The sequence below is a fragment of the Pseudoalteromonas sp. bablab_jr011 genome, assembly GCF_016464045.1.
Lineage (GTDB): Bacteria > Pseudomonadota > Gammaproteobacteria > Enterobacterales > Alteromonadaceae > Pseudoalteromonas > Pseudoalteromonas lipolytica.
In genome coordinates this window covers 1-19,699 of sequence record NZ_JACDWU010000164.1, presented here as the reverse complement: position 1 = coordinate 19,699, position 19,699 = coordinate 1, and the positions used below count along the sequence as shown (strand labels likewise).

The 19,699-nt window shown below is 41.0% G+C and carries 18 protein-coding genes and 1 tRNA gene; 17 read left to right on the top strand and 2 right to left on the bottom strand.

Going from position 1 to position 19,699, the window contains the following annotated elements; translation table 11 throughout:
* Positions 1–180: 180 nt before the first annotated feature.
* From JIG41_RS07815 to nagP, 5 genes are all read left to right on the top strand, one after another.
* On the top strand, positions 181–744 hold the full coding sequence (locus JIG41_RS07815; RefSeq protein WP_036970422.1) for a UPF0149 family protein: 564 nt from the start codon (positions 181–183) through the stop codon (positions 742–744).
* 20 nt (positions 745–764) lie between these two features.
* A complete protein-coding gene (pepP, locus tag JIG41_RS07810) occupies positions 765–2,084 on the top strand; it encodes a Xaa-Pro aminopeptidase (protein WP_065978400.1) in 1,320 nt (439 codons plus the stop codon).
* A 15-nt stretch (positions 2,085–2,099) separates the two neighbouring features.
* The gene (gene ubiH / locus JIG41_RS07805; RefSeq protein WP_199524540.1) at positions 2,100–3,281 is read left to right on the top strand and encodes a 2-octaprenyl-6-methoxyphenyl hydroxylase; all 1,182 of its coding nucleotides are present in this window, start codon (positions 2,100–2,102) and stop codon (positions 3,279–3,281) included.
* Complete coding sequence (locus tag JIG41_RS07800; protein WP_199524539.1) at positions 3,278–4,444, top strand: FAD-dependent monooxygenase; 1,167 nt, start codon at positions 3,278–3,280, stop codon at positions 4,442–4,444. The genes ubiH and JIG41_RS07800 overlap by 4 nt, the downstream gene beginning before the upstream one ends.
* 212 nt (positions 4,445–4,656) lie before the next feature.
* Positions 4,657–5,961 carry an N-acetylglucosamine MFS transporter NagP gene (gene nagP, locus JIG41_RS07795; protein ID WP_199524538.1) on the top strand — a complete coding sequence of 435 codons (1,305 nt, stop codon included), beginning with the start codon at positions 4,657–4,659 and terminating at the stop codon, positions 5,959–5,961.
* Positions 5,962–6,067: 106 nt separating this feature from the next.
* On the opposite strand, the gene mutH is transcribed toward nagP, so the two are convergent.
* Entirely contained in the window at positions 6,068–6,739 is a 672-nt protein-coding gene (gene mutH / locus JIG41_RS07790) for a DNA mismatch repair endonuclease MutH (RefSeq protein ID WP_036971710.1), read from the bottom strand.
* A gap of 540 nt (positions 6,740–7,279) precedes the next feature.
* Between mutH and rppH the strand changes: the two genes are divergently transcribed.
* The 12 genes from rppH (at position 7,280) to JIG41_RS07730 (ending at position 17,537) form a co-directional block, all read left to right on the top strand.
* Entirely contained in the window at positions 7,280–7,798 is a 519-nt protein-coding gene (gene rppH / locus JIG41_RS07785; protein WP_036970409.1) for an RNA pyrophosphohydrolase, read from the top strand.
* A 36-nt stretch (positions 7,799–7,834) separates the two neighbouring features.
* The gene (gene ptsP / locus JIG41_RS07780; RefSeq protein WP_074989476.1) at positions 7,835–10,111 is read left to right on the top strand and encodes a phosphoenolpyruvate--protein phosphotransferase; all 2,277 of its coding nucleotides are present in this window, start codon (positions 7,835–7,837) and stop codon (positions 10,109–10,111) included.
* A gap of 75 nt (positions 10,112–10,186) precedes the next feature.
* On the top strand, positions 10,187–10,996 hold the full coding sequence (locus tag JIG41_RS07775; protein ID WP_074989477.1) for a sulfite exporter TauE/SafE family protein: 810 nt from the start codon (positions 10,187–10,189) through the stop codon (positions 10,994–10,996).
* A gap of 14 nt (positions 10,997–11,010) precedes the next feature.
* Positions 11,011–11,814 (top strand): prolipoprotein diacylglyceryl transferase, encoded by an 804-nt coding sequence (lgt, locus tag JIG41_RS07770; protein WP_036970400.1) that lies wholly within the window; start codon positions 11,011–11,013, stop codon positions 11,812–11,814.
* 13 nt (positions 11,815–11,827) lie between these two features.
* Positions 11,828–12,679 carry a thymidylate synthase gene (locus JIG41_RS07765; RefSeq protein WP_036970397.1) on the top strand — a complete coding sequence of 284 codons (852 nt, stop codon included), beginning with the start codon at positions 11,828–11,830 and terminating at the stop codon, positions 12,677–12,679.
* Positions 12,680–12,705: 26 nt separating this feature from the next.
* On the top strand, positions 12,706–13,587 hold the full coding sequence (gene galU, locus JIG41_RS07760; RefSeq protein WP_065978397.1) for a UTP--glucose-1-phosphate uridylyltransferase GalU: 882 nt from the start codon (positions 12,706–12,708) through the stop codon (positions 13,585–13,587).
* 465 nt (positions 13,588–14,052) lie between these two features.
* Positions 14,053–14,637 (top strand): SPOR domain-containing protein, encoded by a 585-nt coding sequence (locus tag JIG41_RS07755; RefSeq protein ID WP_199524537.1) that lies wholly within the window; start codon positions 14,053–14,055, stop codon positions 14,635–14,637.
* Positions 14,638–14,712: 75 nt separating this feature from the next.
* A complete protein-coding gene (locus JIG41_RS07750) occupies positions 14,713–15,303 on the top strand; it encodes a hypothetical protein (protein ID WP_199524536.1) in 591 nt (196 codons plus the stop codon).
* Between the two features lie 67 nt (positions 15,304–15,370).
* Positions 15,371–15,964: a FlgO family outer membrane protein gene (locus tag JIG41_RS07745; RefSeq protein ID WP_036970392.1), complete on the top strand. Its 594-nt coding sequence runs from the start codon at positions 15,371–15,373 to the stop codon at positions 15,962–15,964.
* A 14-nt stretch (positions 15,965–15,978) separates the two neighbouring features.
* Positions 15,979–16,656, top strand: a complete 678-nt coding sequence (locus JIG41_RS07740) for a FlgO family outer membrane protein (protein ID WP_199524535.1) — start codon at positions 15,979–15,981, stop codon at positions 16,654–16,656.
* 8 nt (positions 16,657–16,664) lie between these two features.
* A complete protein-coding gene (locus tag JIG41_RS07735) occupies positions 16,665–17,330 on the top strand; it encodes a FlgO family outer membrane protein (RefSeq protein ID WP_199524534.1) in 666 nt (221 codons plus the stop codon).
* A gap of 132 nt (positions 17,331–17,462) precedes the next feature.
* A tRNA-Arg gene (locus JIG41_RS07730) sits at positions 17,463–17,537 on the top strand.
* An 82-nt stretch (positions 17,538–17,619) separates the two neighbouring features.
* Here JIG41_RS07730 and JIG41_RS07725 read toward each other — a convergent pair.
* On the bottom strand, positions 17,620–19,494 hold the full coding sequence (locus JIG41_RS07725; protein WP_199524533.1) for a hypothetical protein: 1,875 nt from the start codon (positions 19,492–19,494) through the stop codon (positions 17,620–17,622).
* Positions 19,495–19,699: the final 205 nt, after the last annotated feature.

Here is a 19,699-nt window from a genome sequence, read left to right as displayed (position 1 = left end):
GACAAGTTTCAATCATTAAACCATAGAAACCAAAAAAGCGGATCGTTCGGGTAGTTTTTCCCCACCTTTAACGAGGCATTTACTTTTCAGATTGCTTTTTGACCTCAATCATACAATTAATTGGAGTTGCGATTTATCGAGTGGTAGCATGGCGTTACTGAGACGAACAAAGAAAAAGTTATGAGTACGTTACCTGATTACCAGCAAGCGCAATTGCTATTAGAAAAAAATGAAATTTTTGTCGCACCCGCCGAAGCCCATGGCGTAATAAGTGGCTTACTTGCTTGTGGCATTAATATTGAAGCCGACGAGTATTTAGGCTTATTAAGCGATGTTTTCAATGATGGTTTAGCATTCAATACCGATCTAAAAGCGTTTTTTGCCACTATATATACACAGGTTGTGGCGAGTTTTGGTGACGATGAATTTCAGTTCGATTTATTCTTGCCAAGTGATGACGAGACCCTAGTTGACGTAGCAAACGGCCTAGTGTCTTGGGTATCGGGTTTTATGCTTGGTTTCGGTTTAAAGCAAAAAGACTATGGCAAATTGTCTGCGGACGTAAAAGAAGTTATTAGCGATTTTAGCGAAATTACTCGCTTGGATACTTTATTCGAAGAAACCGAAGAAGACAGCCAAGCACTACACGAGGTGATCGAGTACGTGCGCGTTTCTGCCTTATTATGTTTTGCTGAACTCGGTAAAGAGCAAACAGATAAAAGCACTAAAAAGACCCTTCACTAATTAAATTACAGAGGTTTAGCATGTTGTCTATTGCTATCGATAAAGCTGAATTTAAAGCCCGTCGCGAGCGTTTACTTGCGATGATGGACAAAAATAGCATCGCGATTATTCCTGCGGCTGCTGAAGTTACACGCAGTCGTGATACCGAATACGCATTTCGCCAAGACAGTGACTTTTTCTACTTAACGGGTTTTAACGAACCCGATGCAGTGTTAGTGCTTTGCCCATCAAGTGACACGCCAAGTACGCTTATTTGTCGCAATAAAGATAAATTAGCTGAAATTTGGCATGGTCGTCGAATTGGCTTCGAAAAAGCGAAATCTGAGTACTTATTCGACGCAACCTGTCCACTTAGTGAACTAGATGAACAATTATTAGATTTGGTGAACGGCCAGCAGATTTTATTTTATGCACAAGGCACTTACCCACATTTCGATACGAAAATTTGGGACTTATTAAGCACGCTTCGTGGCGCACCAAAAAAAGGTTACAAAGCGCCTCACACCATTAAAGATATTCGTGGCCTAGTACACGAAATGCGTTTATTTAAATCTGACGCTGAACTAAACATTATGCGCACTGCTTGTGAAATTAGTGCGCAAGGCCATATTCGTGCGATGCAATTTGCAAAACCAGGCGCAACTGAATATCAGCTAGAAGCAGAACTGCACCATCACTACGCAATGAATGGTGCTCGCCACCCAGCATATGGCACCATTGTTGGCAGTGGTGATAACGCCAATATACTGCATTACACACAAAACGACGCCGAACTAAAAGAGGGCGACCTAGTACTGATTGATTCAGGGTGTGAGCTTGAGGGTTATGCAGCAGACATTACTCGAACATTCCCTGTGAATGGCAAGTTTAGTGAGCCACAAGCCGCGCTTTATAATATTGTACTTGCGGCGCAAGAGGCTGCATTTAGCCAAGTGAAACCCGGTGGTAGTTTATCTAAAGCCAATGAACTGGCTTCAACGGTATTAACGCAAGGCTTAATTGACTTGGGTATTTTAACGGGTGAGCTTGATGAGCTAATGGCAAACCAAGCCTGTAAAGCGTTTTATATGCATGGCCTTGGCCATTGGTTAGGCCTTGATGTGCATGATGTAGGCGAATACAAGCTTGACGAAAAAGAGCGCGTATTTGAGCCAGGAATGGTCTTAACTATCGAACCCGGTTTATACATCAGCGAAGATGCCAAAGCACCTGCGCAATACAAAGGTATTGGCATTCGTATAGAAGATAACTTACTTGTCACAAAAGAGGGTCATGAAAACCTGACACTCTCAGTACCTAAAACTATCAGTGACATTGAAGCAGTGATGCAAGGCAAATAAAGGCTAGGAGCAAACGTGGCAGAGCAGTTTGATGTTGTCATTATCGGCGGTGGTTTGGCTGGCGCAAGTTGTGCATTAGGCCTAAAACACAGCAATAAACAGTTATCAATCGCTGTGATTGAAGCAAATGAAGTAAGTGCAAACTATCACCCAAGCTTTGATGATAGAAGTATTGCACTGGCTCAGCAATCGGTTCAATACTTACAATCCATTAATGCATTTGATTGCCAAGCGCAATTTGCTGCTGCAATTGAAAAAGTAACGGTTTCTGACCGTGGCCACTTTGGTAAAACCCACATTGATTGCCATGAATATGCGCAAGATGCACTTGGGTATGTCGTTGAGGTGAATCCATTTGGTCGCAGCTTGCACCAGCAGTTAACTCGCACAGATGTGAGCCTGTTTTGTCCTGACACGGTTGCTAAAATTGAGTACCAAGCCGATGCTGCGAACGTTACTTTAAGTTCGGGCGAACAGCTGAGTGCAAAACTGGTGGTTATAGCCGACGGTGCTAATTCGAGTAGTCGAAAGCTGGCTAATATTGAGTTTAATACGCGCCCTTATCAGCAAGGCGCGATCATTGCCAATATTGAAGTGGCGGGTGGTCATCATCATCACGCATTTGAACGCTTTACCGAGCATGGCCCGATGGCGCTTTTGCCCATGAGCAATAACCGTTACTCGTTAGTATGGTGCATGGAGCCTGAGCATATAGATGCGCACATGGCGCTTTCAGATGATGCATTTTTAGCTGCCTTGCAAAAGTCGTTTGGCTATCGTGCCGGCACGTTCAGTAAAGTTGGTATGCGTGCCAGCTACCCGCTGGTGTATGGAAAAGTAGATGCGCTAAGCAGCCATCGCACTGTACTTATAGGTAATGCTGGTCATGCTATTCATCCCATTGCGGGGCAGGGCTTTAATTTAGGCTTACGTGATGTGCAACTACTTTGTGATATGGCGCACCGCAGCGATTTAGGTGATTACGCTTTTACCCGCTACTATAGCCAAGTGCGTAGTCAAGATATTGCCACGGTTATGACTTTAACTGACAGCTTGGTGCGGTTATTTTCAAATTCATCGCGAATGCTTGCGCTTGGTCGTAGCATTGGTCTTTTCTCAATGGATTTATTCTCCTCGTTAAAAACCCCGTTAGCCAAACAGTTAATGGGTCAAGTTAAGCAAGGTAAACGGATATGAAACAAGCACAGGTTTGTATTGTTGGCGGTGGCTGTGTAGGCCTTACGCTTGCACTTGGTTTAGCTAAAGCCAATATTAGTGTGGTGGTGATTGATGCCAGTGAAAAGCAGGCGCTTCCGGGGGATGAGTACGGCCTTCGCGTTAGTGCGCTGAGTTTGGCGAGCCAAAGTTTGTTTGAGTCACTGAATGTGTGGCCTGAAATTATTAAGCAACGCGCCACGCCTTATACCTCGATGGATGTACGCGATAAAGACAGCTTTGGCAAAATTCATTTTGATCACAATGATCTCGACTTACCACAGCTTGGTCATATCGTTGAAAACGACATTATTCGCTACACTTTAATTAGCGAACTTGAAAAGCAAAGTAATGCCAGCTTATTATTCGAAACCCGTTATCAACAAATACATCAAACAGAATCCGATGTCTTTATTACACTTGAAAGCGGTGAGCCTGTGATTGCTAAATTGCTGGTAGCAGCCGACGGAGCAAACTCGGCGATTCGAAAGCAGTTCAATATGCCAATTACGTTTAAAGATTATGATCATCATGCCATTGTTGCGACTGTAAAAACCGATGATGAGCATAATCACACAGCACGCCAAGTGTTTTTACCAACCGGCCCTTTAGCGTTTTTGCCGCTGCCTGATAAACACACGCATTCGATTGTGTGGTCAACCAGCCCTGTGCACTGCGAGCAGTTACTAGCACTTGACGATACCGAATTTAATAAAGCACTACTGGCTGCACTGGATGGCCAATGCGGTTTATGCGAAGTTCAAAGTGAGCGCATGGCGTTTCCACTTAAAATGCGTTATGCACAGCAGTGGGTGTCGGGCAAAGTCGTGTTAATGGGCGATGCAGCGCATACTATTCACCCACTTGCCGGGCTTGGTATGAACTTAGGCTTAAAAGATGCCGCTTACCTAATTGAGTTATTAACCAATGAGCAAGGTGAGTTTGCAAGTACACGCACGCTGCGTGATTATGAACGTACCCGTAAGCTTGATGCGCAAAAACACATTGCCATGATGCAAGGACTAAAAGAGTTATTTGCCGGTGCTAATCCGCTTAAAAAGCTCGTGCGCGGTGTGGGGCTTAGCCTTGTTGATAACTTGGGGCCAATTAAACACTTGTTCGCAAAAGAAGCGATTGGTAAGTAATAACTAAGTCGTTGTAAATATTTAAATAAAGCCGTAACTAGCCAGCTAGTTACGGCTTTTTTACGTTTAGCTGAATGCAAAATGATAGCGCTGTCATTTTTGTTAGTGTATGATTAAATTTTTGTGATTGGTATGGAAATTAAACAGCACAATGATGTTTTAAAGCCAGCCAAATAAAAATAATTAATTAAAATAACTAGTTGAGAAAAATTATGGAAGCAACGGTTGAGTGTGACAACAACACAAAACAAAGCATTTGGCTGCCAATGGTATTGGCAGGATCAATGTTTTTTATTCTGGGGTGTATAACGTGGCTTAATGGTGCAATTACACCATTTTTGCAGCAAATGCTTGAGCTGTCGCCGTTACAAGCTTCGTTTATTATTTCTTCGTTTTATATTGCGGTTACTGTTGCAGGTATTCCCTCAGCGATGCTCATAAGACGCGTTGGTTATAAAAATGGAATGGCGATTGGCTGTGCTGTCATGGCACTGTCGGCGTTAATGTATATTCCTGCCGCGAAACTGCAAATGATCGAAATATTTTTATTTGCACAGCTTATGATAGGTGTAGGTCAAACAATTCTTCAAACGGCTGTTAACCCCTATGTAGTAAAAATGGGCTCTGAAAAATCAGCCGCGGTGCGTGTATGTATTATGGGCTTATTGAATAAGTTTGCTGGAGTTATCGTACCGGTGATCTTTGCTGCGGTCGTTGTAAGCGGTGTAGTCGATGGTGCGGGTAAACTGTCGCAAGAGCAAAAAGACATTATGGCCAATAGCTTAATTATGCCGTATGTATTAATTGCGGGTCTTATTATGTTATTTGCTGCGTTCGCAAAATTTGCGCCTCTTCCAGATTTAGTGTTTGACGAAGGCGAGTCATCAAATGGTAAAGGTGAGTTAAAAGAAACACTTGCTCATCCGCACCTTGTTCTAGGTGTTGTGGGTATTGCTTTGTATGTCGCAGTTGAAGTGATTGCTGCCGATACGATTGGCTCTTACGCTTTGCAAATTGGCGTTGCTGATTACTCCGTTATGACTTCGTACACAATGGCGTGTATGTTGATTGGCTACGCGATAGGTATTGCAACTATCCCACGTTTTATGAGCCAGCAAACAGCGCTATTAATGTCGGGTATCGCAGGCATAATCACCGTGCTACTGGTGGTATTTGGTAGCAATGACTCGTTTATTATTTCTAATCTATTACTTGTGCCATTTGGAGGCCCTGAACTCCCCGATCCTTTATTGTGTATCGCGCTACTTAGTTTTGCGAATGCGATGGTGTGGCCTGCAATTTGGCCATTAGCATTGGCGGGTTTAGGCCGCTTAACTGGCACTGCATCGGGGTTGTTGATCATGGGTATTGCAGGTGGTGCTTTAGGTCCGCTGCTGATTGGTTTAGGTAACGTAGCAGGGCTGGGCGCGCAAGGTGCGTATATTGTTATGATCCCAAGTTATCTATTCATTTTATTTTATGCTCTTAAAGGCCATAAGATGAAAAGTTGGAAATAACAATACGTTAAGAATTCAAGTTAGAACAAAGCCGCGACGACCATCATCGCGGCTTTTTTACGAGTTAGCACGACAAACCGCATATAAATACAAAGAGTTGCGACCCTTACAGCTGAAATTGGCGTTTTAAAATCTCGCCGGTAAAGCTTGTTTTTAAATAAAAGCCGCGAGGCAGGGTTTGGATCACATGCCCATTTGGCCCAATAGCATCAGTAAGCGCTTTACTGTTAGCCGCTTTTGGTCTTATTTGCATGACATCACCCAAGTGTCCCGAAATTTCATCGATACGACCCAGCGCGATAAGTTCCATTTGCTCTTCCCAGTCACGTTGCAACTGTGCATCTTGCTCAGCACTGGGTTGCCATAAAAAACCACTGCCAATGGTACGATTAAATGGCAGAATTTCGCGTTCTCCCAAAATCGGTAACCACAACACATGATTGAGCTTTTTACGCACCGTACTTTGCTGCCATGTAAGACCTGTTACGTTCAATAACGGCGTAACAGAGACAAAAGTTGTCTCTAAGGGTTTACCCTTAAACGAAATAGGCAAGGTTTTTAACTCAATACCAAGCTCTTCAAAATCAGGAGTGGGTTTCGAGCCCGCGGTTGCCCCTAATACATATTCAATAAGCTGACCGGTCCAGCCTTTTTCACGCAGCAAGTCATCGGGTGTTTTAAATTGGTACTGCTCTGCAAGCTGGCCGAGTGTAAGCCCCGCTATTGCATTCACGCGTTGCATTAATTCGTTGATTGAGCTTGGTTTTAGTGGTCGCATACGGCGTTTATTTGATTGTGTTATTAACCTTAACATGATAACAAATGCGCATTGCCGTGGATATCTTTGTATTTGGGTGTTTTTTGCGCATGTTGAAAGTGAGTTAAAAATAGTCAATTTGTTTTGTGGGAATAACATCTTAATCTATTGAAATTTAATGACTTTTGTCGGTGTTTGATTTTTGGCTGTTGTATTAATTAGACAGTTGTTTGTATAAATACAGATATATGAACATGTTTATCCACAGTTTCTGTGGAGAAAGTGCTTTTTTGAACTGGCTATTGTGGATTTGTTTGCAAAATAAGCATGATTTACAAAAGTTATGCACAAGCTGTGGGTAAGGTGAGAAAAATACGGTTGTAAACTACTATTTTATTAAAAGCGCGTATTTTCGTAATAATTGCTTTCTAACATATTGATTAAAAGCGCTTGTTAAAATGCTAATTTCAAATCTGGTTTCGGCGAAGGTGTAAAGTGTTTGCTGTATCGCAGGTTATGTGGAACAATCAATAAAAATCGACTTACAAATGAGGCACTAAGGTGATTGATGCCGAAGGTTTTCGTGCCAATGTCGGAATTGTAATTTGCAATAATCAGGGACAAGTATTTTGGGCTCGACGTTATGGTCAGCACTCTTGGCAATTTCCCCAAGGTGGTGTCGATGATGGTGAAACAGCAGAGCAAACCATGTACCGAGAATTACACGAAGAAGTGGGCTTGCTTCCTGAAGACGTCGAGATCGTCGCAAGTTCAAAACATTGGTTACGCTACAAATTACCCAAGCGTTTAATTCGCAGAGACTCAAGTCCTGTGTGCATTGGGCAAAAACAAAAATGGTTTTTACTGAAATTACGTTGTAAAGACGAAGATGTAAACTTACTTAAAACTCATCATCCAGAGTTTGATGACTGGCGATGGGTGAGCTATTGGTATCCGGTGAGGCAAGTTGTGTCATTCAAGCGCGATGTTTACCGTCGTGTAATGAAAGAGTTTGCCCCGTTTGCAATGCCGTTTAATAAACGAGAACAACATAAAGATAATTGGCGACAAAAGCGATAAGGGCAACTTTATCAACTAAATGAAAGGAGCAGCATCATGTTAGCCACGCTCAGATCAATTGCTGAGGCTGTGTCGCAACAAGCGGACTTAAACAGTGCCTTAGCGTGTTTTGTGCAAATGGTAAAAGATGCCATGCAAACACAGTGCTGCTCAATTTACTTTGCTGATTATAGCCAAGACAACTTTGTATTAATGGCCACGCAAGGACTTAACCCAGATGCTGTGGGTAAGTTTAGAATTGGTTTTACCGAAGGCTTAGTTGGCTTAGTGGCGCAACGCGAAGAGCCAATTAATATAGCGTTCGCTAAATCACACCCTCGCTTTAAACTCTCTCCAGAAGTTAATGAAGAAGGCTATAACGCGTTTTTATCTGTGCCTGTGGTGCATCAAAAAAAAGTGCTGGGCGTTATTGTAGTTCAGCAAAAGTTAGCGCGTGTTTTTAGTCCCGATGAAGAATCTTTTTTAATTACTCTTTCGGCACAACTTGCATCGCAGCTTGCACATGCCGAGATCAAAGAGATTTTAAGGCTTGATGAGTTCTCGCATCAGACTTCGGTACTCAAAGGGGTGTCGAGCGCGCCGGGTATTGCCATTGGTGAAGCTTTTGTGGTGTTGCCTAAACTCGATTTTAAATCGATTGAGTTGCAAAAAGACGATGACATAAGTACGCAACGTAAATTATTTACGCAGGCTGTTGCGGCAACACGCAACGAGTTTAATACGTTATCGATGACATTAAGCGATTCGATTCCGCAAGAAGCGCTTGCGGTATTCGATGTGTATCAGCAGCTACTTGATGCAAAAAGCCTAGGCAAAAATGTTGAAGAGCAACTTCAACAAGGCTGGAGTGCAAAAAGCGCATTAAAAATAGTTATCGAAAAGCTGGTGGCGCAGTTTAACGCCATGCAAGACCCATACATAAAAGAGCGCGCAGTAGATGTTAAAGACATTGGTTTGCGTGTTTTACACCACTTAGTTAATACCGAGCATGCGGCAAAACCTTACCCTAAAGACACCATTTTAATTGCCAGTACGCTAACACCTGCCATGCTTGCCGAAGTGCCCAAAGGGCATTTAGCGGGGGTGGTTAGTGTAAATGGGGCAGCAAACAGCCATGCGTCAATATTAACGCGAGCAATGGGGATACCCGCTATTTGGGGTATTGAAGACGTTCCCTTACTGCAATTTGAAGGTAAGCCGATGATTTTAGATGCCTACGCAGGGCGTTTATATATCTCACCTTCGCAAATGCTCCACGATGAATACAGCCAATTAAAATACCAAGAAACATTACTGAATGATCGTTTCGTCGCAGAGCAGAACCTAGATGCGGTCACCTTAGATGGCGAGCACATTAGCTTATTGTTAAATGCAGGCCTTGAATTAAACACAGAGCAAGACAACAAACTGTTTTGTGATGGAGTGGGTTTGTATCGTACCGAAGCCTGGTTTATGCAAAAGGGGCAATTTCCTTCGCAGTCGGAGCAAGAAAAGTGGTACCGAGAAGTGCTTACCAGCTATCACCCGAATCCTGTGGTAATGCGCACCTTAGATATCGGCGGTGATAAAGTATTAGACTACTTTAATATCACAGAAGAGAACCCTTTCTTAGGGTGGCGGGGTATTCGCGTCACCTTGGATCATCCTGAACTATTTTTAGATCAACTCAGAGCGATGTTAAAGGCCAATATCGGTTTAGGTAACCTTAGAATAATGTTACCCATGATCAGTGGCTCTGAAGAAGTCGACGAGTCAATTAAGTTAGTTGAACAAGCGCTGTTCGAACTAGAAGAACAATACCCAGAGCAAGCCATTGACCGCCCAGAAGTTGGCATTATGTTAGAGGTCCCTTCAAGTATATTCATGCTCGAAGAGTGGTCACAAAAAGTCGACTTTTGCTCTGTGGGTAGCAATGATTTAACTCAATATATGCTGGCCGTTGATCGCTCTAATGCGCGTGTTGCAGAGCTCTTTAACCCCTATCATCCTAGTGTGCTGCGAGTGCTACTTAAAGTTGCTCAAGAGTGCCAAAACCATGAATTACCCTTTAGTTTATGTGGTGAGCTTGGTGGTGACCCAGAAGGGGCATTATTACTAATCGCCATGGGGTATCGTCGCTTAAGTATGAACCTTTCATCAATCAGTAAAATTAAATTTGTACTGCGTCGCTTAAAAGTAAGCGATATGGAGGAGCTGCTTAGCGAATGTTTATTGCAGCCTACCGCTAAGCAAGTATTGAGGCTCACACGTAACTTTATGATAGAGCACCAATTGGGTGAGTTATTTTACACCCCTAGCCAAGGGCAAGCATGAGAGTAAATTGTACTGTGAAGCGTTTATATATTCGTTTAGTATATACATATAACAAACTGAATATATGAGTGTGCTATGCATGACGTAATACTTTTAATGGTGTACTGCGCTATTTTAGGCAGTGTAGTAGGGTTTTTAGCCGGTCTGCTTGGCATTGGTGGTGGCTTAATTATTGTGCCTGTACTGAGCGCCATGTTGGTATCATTTAATGTTGCTGACTCAAGCCATGTATTAGTTATTGCCATAGCCACCTCACTTGCTTCCATTATTTTTACGTCTACCTCTTCAGCGTTGGCTCATCATCGTAATGCTAATGTGCCGTGGGAAATTGCTCCTTGGGTCATGACCGGTGTAGGTATTGGTGCACTCGTGAGTGGCTTTGCGGCGAGTTTTATTCCTGAGCAGTTATTACGTTTAGTTTTTGCCACGAGTGTGGTGTTTATCGCGTTACGCATGGTGTTATCTACACGTACCAAGGCTGCAAGTGAAAAACCATTGCCCTCAGGTCCCGTAATTGGCTTTTTATGTGCAATAATGGGGGCGTTATCAGGACTGATTGGTATTGGTGGCGGTGCACTTATTGTGCCTTTGCTGCATTATTTCTCTGTCGATATTAAAAAGGCCATTGGTTGTGCCGCAGCATGTGGTATTGTCATTGCGCTGTTTGGCTCGGTTGGTTATGTGTCTGCAGGTTGGCAAGTAACCTCCTTTAGTGATGGTTTTGCCGGATTTGTTTATTTACCCGCATTAGTCGGCATCGTTATCACGTCGTCATTAATTGCTCCTTATGGTGCAAAAGCGACGCATTATTTACCTGTGGCAACAATAAAAAAAGTATTCGCGCTATTACTTGTCATAATTGCGCTTAAAATGGTGTTTAGTTAAAGGTTTTTATTTTTATGGCTCTTCAATTTCCAGAGATAGATCCGGTTATTTTTTCGGTAGGACCGCTCAGCGTACGTTGGTACGGTTTAATGTATTTAATTGGTTTTGCTTTAGCTATGTGGCTGGCAAACCGTCAAGCTGCAAAACCTAATTCTGGGTGGACGAAAGAGCAAGTAAGCGACTTATTATTTTACGGTATGCTCGGGGTAATACTCGGTGGGCGTATTGGCTATGTGTTGTTTTATCAGTTTAGTTATTTTATTGAAAACCCGTTTTATTTATTCAGAATCGACCAAGGTGGCATGTCATTCCATGGCGGCACACTGGGGGTTATTACCGCAATTATGGTCTTTGCCTGGACACGTAAAAAATCATTGTTAGAGGTCGGCGATTTTGTGGTGCCATTAGTGCCTTTGGGCCTACTAGCCGGCCGCATAGGTAACTTTATTAATGGTGAGTTATGGGGACGCGTAACCGATGTACCTTGGGCGTTTATTTTCCCTACCGGTGGGCCAGAACCACGCCATCCGTCACAACTATACGAAGCATTTTTAGAAGGCTTGGTGCTATTTTTAATTTTGCAATGGTTTATTAAAAAGCCACGCCCAGCAGGGAGTGTCGCCGGTTTATTTTTATTAGGCTACGGCGTATTTAGATTTGTTGTTGAGTATTTCCGTGAGCCAGACGCGCATTTAGGCCTATTTGCAGGTGTGATTTCAATGGGACAAATACTCTCGCTGCCAATGGTATTTGGGGGCCTTGGTTTGTTAATATGGGCCTACATGAAGCCGCAACGACGCGTTGCAAGCAAAGCATAATTAGAGCAAGTCAATGAAACAGTATTTAGATTTATGTCAACGCATTGTTGATGAAGGCGTGTGGGTCGAAAATAAGCGTACAGGCACCAAATGTTTAACCGTTATTAATGCTGACCTTGAGTACGATGTAGCAAACAATAAGTTTCCGCTTATAACAACACGTAAAAGCTTTTATAAAGCAGCCATTGCAGAGTTGTTAGGCTACCTTCGTGGTTACGACAGTGCGGCACAGTTTCGTGATATCGGTTGCATGACATGGAATGCCAACGCGAACGAAAATAAAGCTTGGCTCGAAAACCCGCATCGACGTGGTGAAGATGATATGGGCCGTGTGTACGGCGTACAAGGCCGTAGCTGGCAGCGCCCAGATGGTACACACCTTGATCAACTTAAAAAGGTAATTACTAACTTATCTAACGGCATTGATGACCGAGGTGAAATTGTCACGTTTTATAATCCGGGCGAGTTTGAACTAGGTTGTTTACGTCCGTGTATGCATACGCACACTTTTTCATTACTGGGTGATACTCTATACTTAACCTCGTATCAACGTAGTTGTGATGTGCCACTGGGTTTGAATTTTAATCAAATTCAATGTTTTGTGTTATTAGCGTTGGTTGCACAAATCACCGGACACAAGCCCGGAAAGGCGTATCATAAAATAGCAAATGCACATATTTACGAAAATCAGTTAGAGTTAATGCGTGATGTACAGCTTAAGCGTGAGCCATTTGCATCACCTACACTTAAAATAAATCCAAATATTAAATCACTTGAAGACATTGAAACTTGGGTCACAAAAGACGATTTTGAAGTAGAAGGTTATCAGTGTCACGATGCAATTAAGTATCCGTTTTCAGTGTAAAAAGAAAAAAGTTTAAGGAGAAATCAATGAAAGCAGTGATCCCAGTTGCTGGTCTTGGCACGCGTATGTTGCCTGCAACAAAAGCGATTCCAAAGGAAATGTTACCTATCGTTGACCGCCCTTTGATTCAATATGTGGTTAATGAGGCGATTTCAGCGGGAATTAAAGAAATCGTATTAGTGACGCATTCAAGTAAGAATTCTATTGAAAACCACTTTGATACGAGCTTTGAGTTAGAAGCAACATTAGAAAAGCGTGTTAAACGTCAACTACTTGCAGAAGTACAGTCTATTTGTCCTAAAGATGTCACGATTATTCAAGTACGCCAAGGTGAAGCGAAGGGGTTAGGCCACGCAATTAACTGTGCTGCGCCAATCATTGGTAATGAACCGTTTGTGGTTATTTTACCCGATGTGATTATTGACGATGTGGCGAGCGATCTAAAAAAAGACAACCTTGCAGAGATGATTGGACGCTTTGAAAGTACTGGTCAAAGCCAAATTATGGTTGAGCCTGTGCCACTTAACGAAGTTGATAAGTTTGGTGTGGTTGACCTAGGTGATGCGAAAATTAAACAAGGTGAAAGTGCCGCTATTTTAAATATGGTTGAAAAGCCGCCAATTGATCAAGCGCCTTCAAACCTCGCCGTGGTTGGTCGTTATGTATTAAGTAAAAACATTTGGCCACTTCTTGCAAAAACCCCAGCAGGGGCAGGCGATGAAATTCAGTTAACAGACGCGATTGCAATGTTAATGGAAAAAGAAACCGTTGATGCCTACTCAATGAAAGGGAAAAGCCATGACTGTGGTAGCAAAATAGGCTATTTAAAAGCGATTGTTGAGTTTTCATTACGACGCGATGAATTTAAAGATGAGCTCACCGACTTCATAAAAACGCTGGTTAAATAATCAATTCTATTTGATTAGTTAAAAATGATGTAAAAAAAGTGCCTATATGGCACTTTTTTGTTATTTACATGTCATCCACAATTGTCGATTATTACCTAATTAAGGACTTTTCTGATATACCTTTGTATTAGCAGATTGCTAAGATAGTTATTACAGAAAAGTGCTTAGTTACCCACTGTAGAATAGCTAATTAAGCTATACTCATAAAAATACCTATAATGAAACGGATTTTTACTGCTTTAGGTTGTCGTATATGAAAACTTAAGCTGAGGGTGCTACTAAGTTTTTATTGCAGTTAGTAGAAGCACTGTACTGAAAATATAATAATAAAAAAGCAATTTGTTAGTGTTTTCTTGTTTAATATCTAAACGATATTTCAGGCTTTTTACAGGCAGGTAAGTACTAACAAACGGTCTTCTCAGATTAAGAAGCAAATATATAATGGTACGTTTAAGAATCCTGCTTATGAAATATTGCTTAAAACCGTTGCGTTACAGCGCGTGCCTAATGGTGCTGTTTGTTGTATCGGGTTGTAGTCACCATTCATTACCTACCACATTATTTAATTTTTTGTCGTTTAGTCATCTATTTCAGTCAATGAATGTTCAGGCCAATGAGCAAAGCCTATTAGCAAACGTGCAATCGCTGCCTGAGCTAGGCACAGAGAGCGCAGATGGCAAAGATAGCGCGTTACCTGCAGCTGGGCTGCCTACTATAGAAGAGCCAGATTCTATGGCTAAATCAGACGAGCGTAAGAGCAGCGAACAGGTTAAACCTGAATACAGTTTTGCATTACAGCTTGTTGCAGTAAATTCAGAAAAAAACTTAGCTATTACATTTAAAAAAATGAAGGCCTTAGCCCCCGAGATTTTTCAGGGCAAACCGCTATTAAATGTTGAAGTGGCTGATGTTAATCAAAACACCTATTACCGTTTAAAATTTGGTGGCTATAAATACCTTAAAAACGCAACCGCTGATTGTGAAGCCATTAAGCGTCAAGGGCTTGATTGTTGGGTAAGTAATTATACCGATAATCGCATTTACCTATAGCGTGCTGATATAAAGGCTAAAAGCTGGCATTTTATTTGCTGTGCTTAAGTTCTGTTTTTTTAGCTGATGATAAATATGTCAATTTCAACGTTGTTCAAACACTTATTAATTACTGCCAGTGTAAGTCTGTTGCCTGCATGTATGTTGCTGCAACAGCAACCAGAGCCGCTATATACAGAGAAACAAATACAGCAATTTGCGGCTCAATATCAATCACAGCAGCAAAGTATTGCCCGTTTAACCGAAATGGAAAATGATTTACGCATTATGACGGCCGAACTCAATAGTAAGCCAGACGTGCAAATGCTCTCTAAAGCATCTGAGAGTGATCAAACTCATTCCGATAACGCGTCAATAACTTACAATGATGCCGTAGCGCGAAATGCTCAGGCGCCTGCTGGGGCTCAGCTTGGAGTGTATTTAGACCCGAGCCAAATTAAGCGCCAAGTGTTAATAATGAAAAAACAGTATCCCGGTGCATTTGATAAACTAGAGTTTGTATTTTTAGAACGCCCCACAAAATCACAAACACGGTATGCACTGCGTGTTGGCCCGTTTGCCAACTACAACGAAGCAACCGTGTTTTGTTACCTTGCTAAACAGCTACAACAGCACTGTTTAACCGCGCCTTTTCTAGGCGAACCACTCGACTTATCACGTCGCTAAAACGATTTATACTAAGTAGGCACAGTTATTGCTTTTAATTAACCATGTTCGATATGGGATGGCAATTATGCGTCTACTAGTGTCATTAATATTTTTAAGCTTAGCGGGTTGTAAGCTCTCTGAAGAGCCAAAACCAGTGGTAAGTACAGCAGCACCAAAAGCCGTTATGGCGCCTTATACGGTACACCAGTATGTGGCTGATTTAAGTTCGCAATTAAGCCGAATTCAAGGGGCTTTTAAAAGTAATGCACGCATTGCTGTAACCAGCTTTTACTTGGCTGATGCACTTGATTCGGGCCTTGCAGAAGGTCAGGGGGCAGGGCTTAGTCAACAAATTCAAGAAAGCTTAATGACGCAATTTGCTCAGCTTGGTTACCATACCATTGAGTACCGATTAGAAAATAATTTAAATTTACAATCATCTGCCGATAGTATGTTAAGCAGAAATACAAAAAATTTGCGCCAACGTCAGAATATTGACTTTGTGATCACCGGCACCTTAACGCGGCAACAACATGCCTATATTGTTAATGCCCGTTTAGTGGATGCAGCCGATCAGCGGATCGTGTCTGCAGCCAGTACCGAGATCCCCATTAATGTAATGTGGGGAAGTGAAAAAGTTCAGCAGCGCGGTGGCATGATCTACCGCAGTGAATACTAATTAGGAGTCCACTCATGAGACGTTTACTACTCAGCTTATGTTTACCATTAGGGTTCGGCTGCGCACAAATGATGTCACCCTCACAAACGATAGACACCAAAGAGCCACAGCTTACCCGCAGTGAGCGCGCGGTTGCCGCACCACAAACAAATGTGTCGGTTTATCAAAGTAGTCAGGCCGTTAAAAATAACACCACCTTTACTGCAGCCCCTACGCGCAAAAATATAAATCATTATGTACGTGGATTAATGCAAGACATGGCACAAAATCTTCAATACGTTAGTGATAAAACACCCCTTGCCGTATCGAGTTTCATCTTTTTAGATGATCAATACAACACATCGAGCTTACTAGGTAATCAAATTGCCGAAAGCTTCATGCACGAACTGCATACGTTTGGTGTGCCTGTTGTTGATTTTAAAACCACAGACTACATTCGTGTAACTCCAAGCGGTGATTTTGTGTTTAGCCGTGATTATTTAGAGTTGAGTCAAGATCAAAACTTTAATTACATACTTGCAGGCACGTTAGTAAACCACCAAGGTGGTGTGTTGGTAAATGCACGTATTATTGGGCTTGCCAGCAAAGCTGTGGTTGGCTCGGCACAAGGCTTTATTCCGCAGTCAGTGGTTGATGCTCTTGATAGTAGCAACCGTACCGACGGTATTATGCTTAAACAAGCGAGTGAGTGAGGTAAGCTATGAGCAAGTTTAAACTTGTTGCATTAACCGCCGCTATCACACTCAGTTTATCTGGGTGTGAGTTACTTAGCCAAGCGCCTGAGCCAAGCAACCAGACTGCGAGCAACGCACCAACTAACTATGATATAAACACCATGATGCTACTTGCTCAGCAGCAAAATGAATCAGAGTTACAAACCAATAGTCGTCAATTTAAGCCTTATCAGCATTATAAAACGTTAGGTAATTACGTTGAACAAATGGCGCTTGATATAGCCGACACCATGCAACAAGAGTCCGAGCTTGGCATAGCCGTGACCTCGTTTGTCGATTTAAATGAAAGCCTACAACAAAGTAACCAACTTGGTAATCAAGTGGCAGAAACCTTGTATCATCAACTGCAAAAATTTGGCTACGGTGTTATTGATTTTAAGACGCGCGATAGTGTGGTTATTGATAAAACAGGTGATTTTGTTTTTTCACGCGATATCAACGAATTAACCAAGCGCCGAATTGCAAGTCATGTGCTAGCGGGCACCTTAATTTATCGCCCCAATGGCGTTGAAGTGAATGCCCGCGTGATCAACTTAACCACCAAGCAAGTTGTCGCCACCTCAAACAAAGTAATTCCGTACTTTGTGCTGCAAAATGAGTCGATACAGTCGGCAACAGCCCAGCTAAACTAACAAAAATTAATACCAACCGGCTAAAACCGTAGTCGGTTGGTATAATCTCTTGATTACCAAAGCCTTAGCCCGTTATAATTTTACGAGTTGCATACCGCTAGTGACCTTCACTAGAAAACCCAGCGCAAACGTGGCCTCTTAGTTAAATGGATATAACGGCCCCCTCCTAAGGGGCAGTTACAGGTTCGATTCCTGTAGGGGCTACCAGTAAAATCAATAGTTTATTGGTTATTGTCTGTCGTTTTTCATTTTGGTGTAGCATATTTGTAGAGATTTTTAAATTTCACCTTTAATAAAATAGGTTCCTAATCTCATCATCTTCGCTATCTTCATCATCTATATCTTCATCTTCATCTTCAAACTCCAAACCAAGTGTGCCTTGATTTTCATCAATCTCATGTTTTACAGTATTTTCAAGAGTGTTAAGGATTTCATCTATTAAGCTTTCAGAATAACTGTCAATATCAAAACATGATAAGATGCCATCTTCATGTATATTGATGTCGTATTCATTACAAATATCTAAAACAATTTTTTCTACTTCATCATATATTTCTTCAGTTACGCTTTCTTCATCAACTTCATCAACTTCATCAAACTGATTGTAATGATCAATGATGTCATCATTAATAAAGTCAACTGAACTTATTTCTGATTTTAACTTTTCTTCGAGGTTACTACTCCAGTATTCTATAGCCTTGTATTCAATTTCTTTATCTAAATGCCAATCTGTTGTATTTGAGTTGTAGAAGAATGAAAAATCAGCAAGTTCACCATGGTCATCTAATAAGTCTAGATGTTCTTTACTCAACTTTTCAAAATCAAATTCTTTTGAGTGTTTAAATTTTTTAGTTATTTCAAGTATTTCGCTTATTTGCTTGTATTGGGTTATTGTGCTTGTATTCTCTATTATCTTGTCAAGCAGTAGGCTTTCAGAACAATTATTTTTTTCACTGTTAGCATTCTTCAGCGCATAAATGCTTAGTGTTATGGTTTCTTTATCAAACTTTATTTTATCTTTTAAGTTCTCTACTAGTTTTTTAAAAAATAAATGTTTGTTTATATACTTATTTTTCTCTCTCTTTAATTCCATATTGTTTGGGAGCGTGTATATGTCAAGTAAGCTACCCATACTTACAATTAAACTAGCGAGTTCTGATGGTGACTCGTTAATTAGTTTAGGAATCAGGAAGTCTGCTATTGATGGGTTAAGTAGTTTTATGTATCTATTGCAATTATTTGAGTCTATTGAAATGCTTATAAAGGATTCATTCATAACTTTTAATGAGTCGAAGAATTCCTGTGATTTTATATTGTTATTTTTTAAAGTTAGATCGTAAATTTTTTCTTGGTTTGTTCTTTCTTTAGTAAATATAACCGAATATAGAATCTCTCTTTGTATATCATTTAAATTGTTTTTTATTGGTTTTTCCCAAACTTTAGATGGGTTGTTTAAGGCGGCTAAAGAAAAATTTTTAAAAGATGTGTGTTCGGAAGCGTTGAAATTATCTTTGTTTAATATGTGTTCGATAAGTCTAGGGTTATAATTTCTGTGATCAATAATTTTCAAATAAAAATCTTGATTTGTGAAATCTTCAATTTCAATTGTACACTCACCAGTTTCTTTTATAGTACTCATTGTATTGAAGAAATATGAGCTAAGTATTTTAGCTTTTTCTATTCTTGATAGATCTGAAACGTCAATTAATTCTTCATTTGAAATGAACGTTGAGCTGTCATAGTCATCTGAAATATTTTTAGCCTGATTTAAAATAGATACTCTAGACGTTAGTATCAGCTTTTTGTTTGCTGATTTTCTTATCCTATCGATGATTTCTTTTAATTTTCTATCGTCACTGTTTCTTACCTCAGATAGGTAATTTCTTCCTAAGAAATCATCGAATAAAAATATTTGCTTTAGTTTGCTTTTGTATGCTCTGTTAAAGTCATTAATACAATCAATGTATATAAATTCATAGTTGCTTTTATTTCTTTTTTCTTCTTCAACAATTAGTTCATGAACTAAAACCCTCGATAATGTGGTTTTTCCTACACCAGGTGCACCTGTAATTATTATACAGTTGTTCTGATCTAGTTTGTTTTTGGAACTATAGTAATTGCTGGTTCTAACGTATGTTTTAATTGACTTTTTTATTTCCTCCAATTCAAACTGTGTCTGGTTGTGTAGGTCGGAATTAATCATTTCATTAAGTATGTTAGTACTACTAAAGGCGTTGTTTCCTAAAAGTTTGAACTATCTTGCCAGCCTGTGATCAGATCATCTATATCCTACTAGCCCGTGCAACAACAATGAGCAAAATCACAAACTGGTCTCACTATAATCAAGCCCTCGTTAACCGCGGTAATAT

Coding starts and splice junctions, on each gene's coding strand:
- JIG41_RS07815 (WP_036970422.1), top strand. CDS start 181: ATGAGTACGTTACCTGATTACCAGCAAGCGCAATTGCTATTAGAAAAA.
- pepP (WP_065978400.1), top strand. CDS start 765: ATGTTGTCTATTGCTATCGATAAAGCTGAATTTAAAGCCCGTCGCGAG.
- JIG41_RS07800 (WP_199524539.1), top strand. CDS start 3,278: ATGAAACAAGCACAGGTTTGTATTGTTGGCGGTGGCTGTGTAGGCCTT.
- nagP (WP_199524538.1), top strand. CDS start 4,657: ATGGAAGCAACGGTTGAGTGTGACAACAACACAAAACAAAGCATTTGG.
- mutH (WP_036971710.1), bottom strand. CDS start 6,739: ATGCGACCACTAAAACCAAGCTCAATCAACGAATTAATGCAACGCGTG.
- ptsP (WP_074989476.1), top strand. CDS start 7,835: ATGTTAGCCACGCTCAGATCAATTGCTGAGGCTGTGTCGCAACAAGCG.
- JIG41_RS07775 (WP_074989477.1), top strand. CDS start 10,187: ATGCATGACGTAATACTTTTAATGGTGTACTGCGCTATTTTAGGCAGT.
- lgt (WP_036970400.1), top strand. CDS start 11,011: ATGGCTCTTCAATTTCCAGAGATAGATCCGGTTATTTTTTCGGTAGGA.
- JIG41_RS07765 (WP_036970397.1), top strand. CDS start 11,828: ATGAAACAGTATTTAGATTTATGTCAACGCATTGTTGATGAAGGCGTG.
- galU (WP_065978397.1), top strand. CDS start 12,706: ATGAAAGCAGTGATCCCAGTTGCTGGTCTTGGCACGCGTATGTTGCCT.
- JIG41_RS07755 (WP_199524537.1), top strand. CDS start 14,053: ATGAAATATTGCTTAAAACCGTTGCGTTACAGCGCGTGCCTAATGGTG.
- JIG41_RS07750 (WP_199524536.1), top strand. CDS start 14,713: ATGTCAATTTCAACGTTGTTCAAACACTTATTAATTACTGCCAGTGTA.
- JIG41_RS07745 (WP_036970392.1), top strand. CDS start 15,371: ATGCGTCTACTAGTGTCATTAATATTTTTAAGCTTAGCGGGTTGTAAG.
- JIG41_RS07740 (WP_199524535.1), top strand. CDS start 15,979: ATGAGACGTTTACTACTCAGCTTATGTTTACCATTAGGGTTCGGCTGC.
- JIG41_RS07735 (WP_199524534.1), top strand. CDS start 16,665: ATGAGCAAGTTTAAACTTGTTGCATTAACCGCCGCTATCACACTCAGT.